The sequence below is a fragment of the Streptomyces sp. NPDC091209 genome (assembly GCF_044757755.1).
In the GTDB taxonomy this organism is placed as follows: domain Bacteria; phylum Actinomycetota; class Actinomycetes; order Streptomycetales; family Streptomycetaceae; genus Streptomyces.
The window spans coordinates 324,852-336,140 of record NZ_JBIVVR010000010.1 but is presented as its reverse complement, the minus strand read 5'-3'; the positions used below and the strand labels follow the sequence as shown (position 1 = coordinate 336,140).

Annotated in this window: 10 protein-coding genes and 1 pseudogene; 4 read left to right on the top strand and 7 right to left on the bottom strand. The window is 69.1% G+C overall.

What is annotated here, in order from left to right; all coding sequences use genetic code 11:
• Positions 1-223 precede the first annotated feature (223 nt).
• Positions 224-889: an endonuclease gene (locus tag ACIQRL_RS28745; RefSeq protein ID WP_401336960.1), complete on the top strand. Its 666-nt coding sequence runs from the start codon at positions 224-226 to the stop codon at positions 887-889.
• A gap of 159 nt (positions 890-1,048) precedes the next feature.
• Here ACIQRL_RS28745 and ACIQRL_RS28740 read toward each other — a convergent pair whose 3' ends face one another.
• The gene (locus ACIQRL_RS28740) at positions 1,049-2,587 is read right to left on the bottom strand and encodes a CHAD domain-containing protein (RefSeq protein ID WP_401336958.1); all 1,539 of its coding nucleotides are present in this window, start codon (positions 2,585-2,587) and stop codon (positions 1,049-1,051) included.
• A 673-nt stretch (positions 2,588-3,260) separates the two neighbouring features.
• Between ACIQRL_RS28740 and ACIQRL_RS28735 the strand changes: the two genes are divergently transcribed.
• Positions 3,261-3,587: a plasmid stabilization protein gene (locus tag ACIQRL_RS28735; protein ID WP_261709731.1), complete on the top strand. Its 327-nt coding sequence runs from the start codon at positions 3,261-3,263 to the stop codon at positions 3,585-3,587.
• Between the two features lie 200 nt (positions 3,588-3,787).
• Here the strand turns inward: ACIQRL_RS28735 and ACIQRL_RS28730 are convergent, their stop codons facing one another.
• The 6 genes and pseudogenes from ACIQRL_RS28730 to ACIQRL_RS28705 form a co-directional block, all read right to left on the bottom strand.
• A complete protein-coding gene (locus ACIQRL_RS28730) occupies positions 3,788-5,227 on the bottom strand; it encodes a tetratricopeptide repeat protein (protein ID WP_401336956.1) in 1,440 nt (479 codons plus the stop codon).
• Positions 5,228-5,369: 142 nt separating this feature from the next.
• A pseudogene (locus ACIQRL_RS28725) lies at positions 5,370-5,702 on the bottom strand (AAA family ATPase); the annotation flags it as partial.
• A gap of 874 nt (positions 5,703-6,576) precedes the next feature.
• A complete protein-coding gene (locus ACIQRL_RS28720; protein ID WP_401336954.1) occupies positions 6,577-7,026 on the bottom strand; it encodes a DUF3618 domain-containing protein in 450 nt (149 codons plus the stop codon).
• On the bottom strand, positions 7,023-7,394 hold the full coding sequence (locus tag ACIQRL_RS28715; protein ID WP_401336952.1) for a phage holin family protein: 372 nt from the start codon (positions 7,392-7,394) through the stop codon (positions 7,023-7,025). The genes ACIQRL_RS28720 and ACIQRL_RS28715 overlap by 4 nt, the downstream gene beginning before the upstream one ends.
• The gene (locus ACIQRL_RS28710; RefSeq protein WP_401337057.1) at positions 7,358-7,717 is read right to left on the bottom strand and encodes a hypothetical protein; all 360 of its coding nucleotides are present in this window, start codon (positions 7,715-7,717) and stop codon (positions 7,358-7,360) included. Before ACIQRL_RS28710 ends, ACIQRL_RS28715 begins: the two co-directional genes overlap by 37 nt.
• A gap of 1,171 nt (positions 7,718-8,888) precedes the next feature.
• Positions 8,889-9,350 carry an ATP-binding protein gene (locus ACIQRL_RS28705; RefSeq protein WP_401336951.1) on the bottom strand — a complete coding sequence of 154 codons (462 nt, stop codon included), beginning with the start codon at positions 9,348-9,350 and terminating at the stop codon, positions 8,889-8,891.
• Positions 9,351-9,528: 178 nt separating this feature from the next.
• Here ACIQRL_RS28705 and ACIQRL_RS28700 point away from each other — a divergent pair, with 178 nt between their 5' ends.
• The gene (locus tag ACIQRL_RS28700) at positions 9,529-9,885 is read left to right on the top strand and encodes an STAS domain-containing protein (RefSeq protein WP_401337055.1); all 357 of its coding nucleotides are present in this window, start codon (positions 9,529-9,531) and stop codon (positions 9,883-9,885) included.
• Between the two features lie 937 nt (positions 9,886-10,822).
• A complete protein-coding gene (locus ACIQRL_RS28695) occupies positions 10,823-11,041 on the top strand; it encodes a hypothetical protein (RefSeq protein WP_392958230.1) in 219 nt (72 codons plus the stop codon).
• Positions 11,042-11,289: the final 248 nt, after the last annotated feature.

Genomic DNA, 11,289 nt, shown 5'->3' with positions numbered 1-11,289 from the left:
GCGGGGGCTCCAGCCGCGAGCCGCGTTTCCTCGACCGTGAGCCCGGATCGGCGACCTCGCCGAAGGTCCGCACTCAAGCACGTGAGGCTGCATCGACCAGACCCCGACGGGCACCCGAACGCCATAGAACCAGCCAGCTGCTTCTCACGACAGGCCGCATAGCAGTTGCAGAATATTTGCGGAGGCGGTGATCAGCGTGGCCACGACGCGCCATGAGACGTCCATGCAACGCAATACCCGCGCCAGCGACAGGAAAAGCGACACGAAAGTGGTGAGCGCCCTACTGAAGCGGCAAGAAAGGACCTACGCGGCGCAGGCCGGAATCCGGTTGCGTGACACCCCGGCTCCGCTCTACCAGATGCTCGTACTGGCGAACCTGCTCAGTGCCCGTATCAAGGCGGACATCGCGGTCTCGGCAGCCAGAGCACTGTTCGAAGCCGGGATGCGCGACAGCCGGTCGATGGCGCGGGCGACCTGGCAGGAGCGTGTCGACGCGCTCGGCAAAGGCGGATACCGGCGCTACGACGAGCGCACCTCCACCATGCTCGGTGAGGGAGCGGAACTGCTCCTCGACCGGTACGACGGTGATCTGCGGCGGCTGCGCGAGGAATCCGACCCCGCAAAAGCGCTGCGGTGCTTTCCGGGCATCGGTCCGACGGGGACCGACATCTTCCTCCGCGGCGTACAGGCCGTCTGGCCGGAGTTCCATCCGTACGTGGATCGCAAGGCCCTGGACGGCGCCCGACGGCTCGGACTCCCCGCCTCGCCGGAGAAGCTGGCCGGCCTCGTGCCCCGTCGCGAGGTGCCTTTGCTGGCGGACGGCCTGGTACACGCGGCCCTCGACGAACCCATGGCCGACGCGGTGCTCGCCACCGCGGACCGGGCTTGACGGGGGCTGGCCGGCTCTCGCTGCGCATCGGTGAGCACAAACGCGGCGGTGACTGTTGCGTGTTCAAGGTGACTGTTGCCTGCTCGATCAGGGACGAGCGATCCGAAGAATTGCACCGCCCCGGTACCGAACGAAGCGCACAGACGGTCACATGCGCGATCAGAGGCGGAGACCCTTGCGCCGGGCTGCCGTGCGGGCACGAGCCCACGCCTCGGGGAGCTGCCGTTCCCGGACCCCCGCCGCGGTTCTCTCCTGACCGTGCAGCAGGCCCCAGGTGAAGCCGGCTTCCCCCGCCGCGTGTGCGGCGATCGCAAGACCGCGCAAGGTGTCACGGGCCACGACACTGTCGTGCTGGGCGCCGCTCACCTGCTGTACGGCCTTGACGCGCTTGCCGAGGCGTCGAACAGGCTTGCCCAGGGCGGGACGGGCCGCCTCCGCGGCATAACGAAGCCTCTTGGCGGCCTTGCGGGCGTCGTGGATCCGGGCGTCACGTTCCGGTCCGGACGGCGTGTCGAGTGCACGGTCCATTCGCTGGGCAAGTCGGCCGTATTCCTTCCCAAGCGCCTTGACCATGACCTTCTCCGGTTTTCCAGCCGCCTTCGCGCGCAGCGGCGGCGCCTCGGCCAACCGGTTCAACTGCTCCAGCAGGTTCAGGTAGCGGGGCGTGGCGAGCGCGTCCAGGGTGCGTCGACGGCCCTCGGCCTGCCGCGCCGCGTCCCAGGCCTGCAGCCGTGCGTCGACGGGACCCAGGACCAGTTCACCGGGAAGTTCCCGCACGCCGGAGGTCAGCCGCTCGCGGAGCACCTCATGGTCGCGCTCCACACCGAGTTCGGCGCCGAGCCACCTCAGATCCCGGCGAACGGGGTCGGTGACCTCACGGTCGAGGACGGATCGATAGGAGCGCAGGCAACTGCGCAGACGGCGGGCCGTGGTGCGCATCCGGTGCACGGCGTCGGGCAGGTCGCGACGCACAGCGGGGTCGAGGTCCGTCAGGGCGTCGACCAACCGGCGAACGTACGTGAGCACGTGATCGCCGGCCGACCCTGGGGCGACCCCGGCGCGCGCATCCTCCGTGCCTTCGAGGAGGGACGTCGTCTCGGACAGGGCACGGACGACTTTCGAGGGGTCCTGCGCGCGGTCGACACCGTTCTTCCGGAGTACCTTTTCGATGGCGTCCAGGAGCGCAGGATCACCGTCGTCGGCGAGTTCGACCTCCATCTCCGTCCACTTGGTGTGCGCGTCGTCGTCCAGCAGCGAGTCGGCCCGCACCGCATCAGTAGTCAGCTCGGCCAGGGCGTCACCCCCAGCGCCGAGAAGATGGCACAGGGATCGGGTGGAGCGGATCCGCACGACCGGCCGCAGCTCTGCGCCGCGGGTGCGCGAGACAGCCAGGTCCCGCAGGTCCTCCGGGACCTCTTCTGATGACAGGGGGAGCCGGATCTCCTCCCGGGTGTCTCCCTCCAGGGGCAGCTTCAGGTGCCAGCCGGCGTCGGTTCCGCCCCTTCGGCGCCGCAGGGACGCCCTGGTGCGTGCGAGTCGCAGGTCCTCGGTGTCGTAGTAGACGGCATCCAGCTCCTGCGTCGCAGGTTCTGCGAGATAGGCGACCCGGTCCACCTCCGTCAGCTCGGGCAGCCATGAGATGTCATTCCCCGGCGGCGCCGCATATTTGCGTTCTGTCTCTCGTGTCGAATGGACCATACAGATCGCGTTGACACATTCCCTGGTCTCAAACCCGACGTACGCCACTCCGCAGTTTCACCTTTGCGCGCGTGGTGGATCGGAGGCGGACGCAGACCCGCGGCGTTCCAGCAGCCGGGTGACGGCGCTGTGGTCCAGGCGCATAACCACCCAGGGCGCTGGACGGAGAACAACACCCAGGTCCACCTCGTCGATGGCCTGACCGCACCGCTTCTTCCCCGAGTCCTCGAACTCGCTGCGCGTCTGCGGCGCCAGGGCTGCGCACATCGCCGCCCGGTCGCCTCCGCTGACAGCCCGCTCGAAAAGCCGCGGCTGCGTCGGAGGCGGCATCAACGCGCTGGCCGGGGGCGTCACAGGCGGTGAGGCCGGCGATGAGGGAGCACACGGCGAGGAGTGCCGACGAGGTCGGCCGCCGTGGTCTGTTCACACTCGGCTTCTTCGTGCAGGTCTGGCTGCCATGGTGGGCGGCCTTCTCCCCGGAACAGTGCGCGACAGGCTTCAGTCTTCTTTCATGGTCACGAAGCGTGTCGCGGCTCTTCTCTCCCAGAGGGCTCCCCGCCGCTTCGGGGGAAATGCTCCGAAGCGGCGTGACGGGAGGCGGCATGCGGGTACGCGCAATGCGATCGTCCTTGACGGAGCGGCTCCCTGGCCGCCGGTGTGGAAGGAGAGCGTCATGCCGCGGGGTTCCAACGCGAAGCGTGAGCGTCAGTACGAGCACATCAAGGAAAGCGCCGAGAAGCGCGGCACCTCCGAAGGGCGGGCGAAGGAGATCGCGGCGCGCACGGTGAACAAGGAGCGCGCCCGCTCGGGAGAGTCGAAGTCGGCGAGCAAGACCTCCACGAAGGATCCGAAGTCCGCCTCCCAGCGCGGCGGGGAGCGTTCCCACAGCGGTTCCCAGGGGCCGACGAAGGACCAGCTGTACGCGGAGGCGAAGAAGCGCAACATCGACGGCCGTTCGTCCATGAACAAGAAGGAGCTGGCCAAGGCCCTCGGTCGCTGACCGGCCGGCGCAAAGCCAGCCCCAGCACGCAACCGGTAAGGCGTCCTCGCGTGCGCCTGCCGAGTCAGGAGACCCATGCCTTCCCCCACCCCAAGCCCCGGCGCCCAGCGGGCGAGAAGCATCCGAAAAGAATCGTCAGGGCGTGGCCGCGTTGGGCCCGTCCGTGCCTTCGTGCGGTGCTTGTGTGTGGGGGGCGGCTCCTAGCGTCGCGAGGGGCGCAGCCAGGTCTGTCGCTGTCGTGCAGCACGCCAGGCAGCCGAAGCTGTCTCCAGGTCGTCGCGGGTGCGCACGGTGTGCGGGTGCTCAGGGCCCAGCACACGGACGCGGTCAGCGAGGGTCTGTCGCAGCAGGCGCAGCGCCTCTTCTTGCGCGCCCATCCTGGCCAGTGCGCTGGCGAGGTTGTGGCGGCTGAGCAAGGTGAGGGGGTGTTCGGGGCCCAGCGCACGGATGCGGTCGTCAACGGTCTGCCGGTGCAGGCGGACCGCCTCCGCGTGTTCGCCCATCCCGTCCAGGGCGAGACCGAGGCTGTCACGGCTGGCCAGGGTGTGCGGATGCATGACTCCCAGCACACGGGCACGGTCGGCGAGGGTCTGTCGCAGCAAAGACACCGCTTCTGCATGCTGCCCCGTCCCGTCTAGGGCACAGGCGAGGTCATGACGGCTGATCAGGGTGTCAGGGTGCGCGGGGCCTAGGACACGGTTACGGTCCTCCAGGGTCTGCCGGAGCAGCCGTATCGACTCAGCTGGCTCGCCCATTCCGAACAAGGCGTTGGCCAGGTGGTTGCGGCTGGTCAAGGTGTCGGGGTGCTCGGAGCCCAGGGTGCGGCTCTCGAAGTCGAGGACGCGTTCGTGGACCAGGCGGGCTGCGCTGAAGGCGCCGGCGCTTTCCAGTACTTGCGCGAACGTGCTGAGGGCGGTGCGGTGGTGTGTGGCGGAGCGTGGGTCCGGGAGGTCGAGCAGCACCGGCAGGTGAGGGGCGAGGAGTACGGCGGCAGGCCAACCGGCGCGCCCCCGCTCGTCTACCTCGTGCACGGCCGCGGTCAGCCGCTCGGCAAGGGCTCGGTGCCACGTGGCGAGATGGGATGCCTCGGCCGCTAGAGCGACGGCATTGATCTCTCGGATCAATGGGTGCAGCACCACCTGCGCCGGGCCGCTGATGCCCGATGTCTGCCCGGCGTTGCCGGGAGAGTGAGGAAGGTCAAGCAGGCCATACCGGTGCAGACCTGCAAATGCAGCCTCCAACGCTGGGACGGTGACGTCGTCTCCGGTGACGGCAGACAGCAGGTCCGGGGTGATGAGGGACAGCGGGATGGGAGCTTCGGCCAGTGCTGCTAGTAGTCGCAACACGGGGCGGGCCAAAGCGTTGCCTTCGCGGGCGAGCTGGTCCAGGGACACCTCCCAGGTGTGCCGCACCACAGTGCGGGCGGCTCGCGGATGAGAGGCGTCCGGGTGTTCGGCTCCCAGCAGGAAGGGCAGTTCATGCTCCAGGGCCTGGCGGTAGGTGGTGAAGGTGCGGTAAGCGGCTGGTGGGCCCGGCCAGGTAAGTACCGGCCGCGTGCAGCGCCAGCGGAAGCCCGCCCAGCCGCATGGCCAGGTCCCGAGCCTGCTCGGCTGTGCCAGCTGCGGGCGCAGCGTCGACAAGGATCTGGCCTGCAGGCTGTTCGGGCAGCGGCTTCAAGGGCAGTAGCCGGGCACGCGGCCCCCATGTCTGCGGGCTGCTATCTCGGCTAGTCATCACCAGCAGGCCTCGGCCGTGTGGGCGGATCCAACCGCGGTAATCGGCCAACGGCTCCCCTGCCGGGCCGATCTCTTGCGGCTCGTCGGCGTTGTCCAACACCAGCAGCCACCGCCGCGCCCGGCCCAGCTGTCGCCACACTACATCGGGCAGACTCGCCCGCCCGGCCCGCGCGGACTCCAACTCTGCCTCGGGCAGCCCACAAGCCAGTGCCGTCTGCACCATCTGCTGCGCCAGCTCGGCGGAATCGCGCCAGCGCACCCAAAACACTCGCCAGCCCGCCGCGTTGGCCTGCGAGGCGAACTGCGCGGCTACCGTTGTTTTGCCCATCCCGCCAGCCGCGCACAACACCGCGAACCGTCCTCGTGGCCGCCGAAGCATGCCTGCCAGCTCGGTTTCACGTCCGCGCACGCGCTCCACATGTGGGGAGCGCAAGGAATCCTGCTGGCCCCTGGCCGGTCGGCCCACCGGTCCCAGCCGCGCTGGCGGTCCTGCTGCAACATCCAGCCGTCGGCTCCACAACACCAGCCCGATGCTGGCCGTCACCAGCACGGCGAACAGCGGCCAGATTACCCATGCGTGAGCCGCCCATCCTGGCACGGTGGCACTGGCGTAGTTGGTCACCGGCCCCAGCCCCGCCGCCACGACTGCAGCCGTCCCCGTCACGGCCGACCCAGCCCACGCACCCTGCCTACGCCGCATCGTCGCCACCCCCGGTCCACCGTCATCAGCATGCCCAAACCGAGACCACCTGCGCAGGAGGTTGAAAGACTGGTAGTCAAGCTGGTGAGGCGCCCCTCTCTCACGACCAGCGCACCCGTCCCGAAGGAGCCAGCAATCAGGTAGCCGCGGCGGTCGAACTTGCTGGGTACGTAGCCGTGTACCGGGCTCGCCACTTTCACGCGAACGCCGACATCAGCGCGGGGTGGATCCACAGGGGCCGGCCAACAAGCCCCTGTGCCGTCAGTCCGAAGGTCATGGCGACCACGAGGGGCTGCACCAAGCCAGCACCCGGATAACCACTCAAAGCGGCAACAACCAACCCGACACCGGGTAGATCCCAGCGCACAAAAGGTGACTGCTCCGGAAGAAGAAGCACTCCCTGCCACGGTGCGCAGGAACGCATCGAAGCCGACTACGACTACGACAACAGCGACGAGGACCGGCTGACCTGAGCGACCGGACCCGAAGCTGCCGAGGACCCGGGCCCGATCCCCTGAGGATTCGGGCCCGGGCCGCGTTCAGCAGCTCTCGTTCAGCCCTTCCTGCGGCGGCCGGCCAGCCACAGGACGGTGACGCCCGCCGCGGCGAGCAGCAGCACGGCACGGTGCTCCCGCGTCAGCCGCACGGATCGTGCCGCCTGCTGTCGCAGAGGCTCGGGCGCCTTCTCTTCCCACATCCGTCCCACCTGGGCTGTCGCGGCGCGGGCTTGTCCGGCGGCCTGGGCGGCCTTCTCCTTGACCGGGTCGGGGAGTTTGTCCTGGACCTGGGAGCTGGCCTTCACCGCCTGCGCCTTCAGCTCACCGGCCGTGACGGCTGCCTGCTCCTTCAGCCGGCCGGCCTTTTGCTGGGCGCGGGCCTTGACGTCGGTCTTGTCCGCGAGGGCCTGGACCGTCTCCCCGAGTTCGCGGCGGGTGTGTTCGATCTGCTCGCGGAGCTCGGCGGGTGTAGGGGTGCTGTGCTGGTCGGGGGGCGTGTGGGTCATCGGTGTGCGCTCCTCTTGATCTCGGCCACATCGGCCTTGACGTTTTCGATCGTGCTCTGGGGTGTCGGCGGGGATGCCTTGCCGACCTGCTTCTTGCCGCTGAGGGCCAGGGCCGCGGCGATCGCGCCGAGGACGGCGGTGACGATGAGGGCAGCCGCCCACACCGGCAGCAGCAATGCCACGGCCGCGATCACGCTCGTCACCAGCGCTTGAAGCATCAGGAAACCGGCCAGCGAAGCCCCGCCGAACAGGCCGCCGCTCTTGCCGTAGCGCTTGCCCTTCTCCTTCATCTCGGCCTGCGCCAGCTTCATCTCGCCGCGGACCAATTCAGTCAGCTGCTGAGAGGCCTGCTGGACCAGCTCGCCCACCGGCTCGTGCCCAACGTCGTGCGCAAGTGGGCCCTGCGGTTGTGTACTCGACACGCGATCCCCTCCTGCTCTGTGTCGTTCCTGCCCTTCGAGCCGTGCCACGGCGGCCGGCCCGGCCTTCGGCGAGAAGCCGAGTACCCCGAACCGTGCAGTTCAGGAGGGAAACACTCAGCGGTGAGAAGTGGCTGCGTTGCGGGGCGTTGTGTGGCCACTACAGCAAGTGCCGCAGCAGATGCGGGACATGGCCGAGTAAGCCAGGCGCCGCCCAGCCCGATCAAGGCACCGGCGACGACATCGGTGGGGTAGTGGGCTCCCGACCGCACGCGCTCGACGGCCGGCAGAGCGGCCGGCACCGCGCAGGCGGCAGCGGCCGGCGGCCGGACGGGATCGACGAAGGCACACCGCGGCCGCGGTGTGGCCCGAAGGGAGAGAGGAGGAGTCAGGCCCGGTCCTCAACCTCGTTGTGATCGATCCACTCCTCGGGCGGGCGGGGCCGGTCGACCAGCTACTGACCCACCCGTTTGGAGACCAACTGCGCGACAGCGAGCGCCGCAACCCCCAGCACGGCTGATCTGCGCCCGCGCCGCCCACCGAACGCCGCCATGACGGCGGCTGCACCGCACCACATCTTGCTGCTCTCCGCTGCCTCCTCCACCGCGGACAGCGAACAGCAACCGGCCGATGCCGGGCGGGATACGGCCGGCCGCCCGCTGTGTCAGCCGCCGATCTGCTTTGCGGACATCCGCCGTCAGTTTTCAGGCCCTGCTGTTTTCGCTTGTGAAGATCGGGCACTCAGGGCGCAGGCCGGTCAGGTGGCCTTCACCTTTAGGGACTGGCCGACCGTAGGTTCCCCCGGTTCGGCCACGTGTGCTGGGGGAGCCGCCCTTTCTTCAGGGAGCGGACAGCGCCGGGGGCGCGGGTCGGGGCAGGGAACAGAGCCTTGCGCGTCCTGCGCCGGGTATTCGTACAGATGGATGATCCGTGGCGGCCGGAGGAGGCTGGAAACCTCATGCTGTCGCACTCGTCGGAGCACGGTGTGACGGTCCTGAGGGGACGTTGTTCCAGGGACGGAAGCGGCGCTGATCGGCGACTTGGTCCACGTCCATGCTTCGGCGCCAGGTGGTGATCGTTCTCGGCGCCGGGGCGAGTGCAGGTGTGTCGCAAGCGGTCGCTGATGCGCACCCACATGTGCCGTCTGCGGAGGTCCTGGTATCGGTGGCCACGCCGTCTGCCTTCGCCCGCCGAGTCCTGCAGGCGCAGGCCGCCGCTTCTGGTGCGCCTCTGGTGGTCCACGCTCGTACCGATACAGCCATCACCACCGCGGGTGCCGCCACGGCATAGCCATCCGGCGGCCACCCACTGTTGCGGCGCCGAGTGCGCAGGCGCCGGTGTCCCGGGGCTGGCTGTACTTCTCGATCTGGCGGTCGAGCTCGTCGCGGATATCGGTGAACTCCCGCCCGGCGGGGTGTGTGCAGCGGACTGTGCCCGGTTCGTCTAGCCGGGACCCGCTGCGCGGGCGAGGTCGACGGTGACGGTGAGGCGTTTGCCGTGCAGTGTCACTTCTGTGGTGAGGGACTGGGCGAGGGCGGTGACGATCTCCAGGCCGTGCTGGCCGACGCGCTTGGGATCGGTCGCCCTGGCTGCCGGGAGCACGGGGTTGCCGTCCCACAGGTCGATGCGCAGGACGCTGCCCGCCACGCGCAGACGCAACCGGGCCGGGCCGGGAGCGTATTTGCGGGCGTTGGTGACCAGCTCGCTGACGATCAGTTGGACGATCTCGACCGAGGCCCTGGCCACCGGAATGCCGTGAAACTCCTCTACCGCGGTGAGGAAGTCTTCCGCGAGGTGCCGGGCCTCGGCTATCCGTGCGCCCGCGCCGTCCAACGTAAGCGATGCTTCCAGCGGCGAGGCGGCCCCTGGCCGTACCCCGCCCGCAGCGTCCCGTGATGGATCCATGCCTGCCCGCTTCCGTGTTCCCGCCGGATACCCCCACCGGTAGCGGCCAAGCACGCCCAGAACGTTACCTGCGGCACAGCTATCTGGATGCAACACCCGTAGGATCCAACGGGCCGCCTGGCGAGGGCAGGTGGCCTGTTGGATACCTCAAAAAGAGCTGGTGAAGGGCGTGGCCGACATGCACGACACCGCCGGACGGTTTGCCCGGCTGACGATCACCCGGACCACCACCGCGGGCATCCGCGTGCTGTCCCTGGCCGGTGAACTCGACGCCGACACCGCCGACACCCTGCGACAGGCCCTACACCCAGACAACACCGGCGTGCCGCGGACGGTGCTCGACTTCGGCGCCGTCACCTTCATGGACTCCAGCGCCATCAACGTCCTGGCCGCCGCCCGCCGCGACGCCGTCACGGCCGACGGGTGGATCCGCCTGGCCGTCCTGACCGAGCCGGTCCAGCGCGTCCTGGAGATCGTAGGCCTCGACACGATCATCGCCTGCTATCCCACCCTCGCGCAGGCCCTCACACCCTGATCATGCCCGGGCGTACATGCCGACATGCCGCGCCGACCTCAGTCAGCAGTACCCGACCCTGCGACAGGCTCTCTGTGCAGCGGTGGGACGCTCCGCAGGACGGCGGCCGTGACGGGAAAGGCCGGTGGATCTCGGACCGGGCGGCAGCGAGAAGCGACGCCAGGTATCCCGCGTCGATAGCGATAGCGATAGCGATAGCGATGGCGCTGCCGCTCACGGACCCGTCAGCAGCCACGCGAAGCACGTAGCCCGGCCCGCAGATGGTACGGAGCCGGACCGCAGCTGCGGGGCCGAGACAGGGTGCGGGTCTGCTCAGTTGCAGGAGGGCCGAGGGACCGTGCGGATGCGCCAGGGCCAGGATTCCGTCGGCGGCAGGGTCGGCCACGTGTGACGGCAGCGCGCTGCATGAGCGGCTGCGCCTGGGGAGAGCCCGCGCCGGGGTGGACGCTGCCTCGCATCGGGCCGTCCGGCCGTCGGCCAGACGCACTGCCACCAGCACGCGGTACCCCGCGACGTCCGGCTGGGGCCCGACCGAGGGAAGTCAGCAAGCGCAGAGGCCAATGCTTGGGCGCCTGTTCGGTGACGTGATGCCCGGAGCCGTGGCCGCGGACGTTGCAGGCCCACCGTGCTCCAGGTCGCGCGGGGACATTTGTACGGCGCCGAGTGGCCGAAGAAGGACGACTGTACGGCGTCATGCCGATCACGCTGCAGGAATATCAGCCGCAGAAGGACGTGCGGGTTCTCCGGGACCCGCACGGCCATCCGTTCTGCCTCTCCCTTCCGGGTGCCTGAATGCCAGGGCCTGCACCGGGTCAGCGACGCGCGGCCGAGACCTCAGCGGCGATCAAGGGAAGATGGCCCCGGCCGCTGACGCGGTCACCGCGGCGATCACGGCGGGTGAGATGCGGCGGCCGGGAGGTTGGCTGATCATGAGCTCATGCCTGGGTTTCGTGTGGTCGTCTCTCCGCCGTCCCCGACCGGGGGCCGGCGGGTCCGGGTGGATGGGGAGATCCTCGGGCTGGCGTACTCGGTGCGGGACCTGGTGGAGTTTCTGCGTCGGGTGGGGCTGGAGATGGAGCCGGCCGAGGTGATCGAGTCTCCGATCATCGACTGGCACGGGGTCGGGCCGGACCGGTGGGGTCCCGATCCGTCGTGAGTGGCGTCAGGCTGTTGCGTGGGTACCGTCGCTGGTGACGGCGGCACCTGCGGTGCAGGGTGTGCTCGTCGCTGAACGCCGCGTGCTCGTACGTTGGAAGGTCGGCCGACTGTACGGAACGGCGCTCCGCATCAAGGGGTAGATCCTGTTGAAAGTGCTGGTCACAGGGTTTGCGCGGCGGACGCGATGACAGTTTCGGCCAGAACCTGTACAAGCGCTGTCACGCGGTGAAATCAACGGCCTCAATC

Excerpts from the sequence above, each read along its gene's own strand:
- ACIQRL_RS28745 (WP_401336960.1), top strand. The coding sequence starts at position 224 with ATGCAACGCAATACCCGCGCCAGCGACAGGAAAAGCGACACGAAAGTG.
- ACIQRL_RS28740 (WP_401336958.1), bottom strand. The coding sequence starts at position 2,587 with ATGGTCCATTCGACACGAGAGACAGAACGCAAATATGCGGCGCCGCCG.
- ACIQRL_RS28735 (WP_261709731.1), top strand. The coding sequence starts at position 3,261 with ATGCCGCGGGGTTCCAACGCGAAGCGTGAGCGTCAGTACGAGCACATC.
- ACIQRL_RS28720 (WP_401336954.1), bottom strand. The coding sequence starts at position 7,026 with ATGACCCACACGCCCCCCGACCAGCACAGCACCCCTACACCCGCCGAG.
- ACIQRL_RS28705 (WP_401336951.1), bottom strand. The coding sequence starts at position 9,350 with ATGGATCCATCACGGGACGCTGCGGGCGGGGTACGGCCAGGGGCCGCC.
- ACIQRL_RS28700 (WP_401337055.1), top strand. The coding sequence starts at position 9,529 with ATGCACGACACCGCCGGACGGTTTGCCCGGCTGACGATCACCCGGACC.
- ACIQRL_RS28695 (WP_392958230.1), top strand. The coding sequence starts at position 10,823 with ATGCCTGGGTTTCGTGTGGTCGTCTCTCCGCCGTCCCCGACCGGGGGC.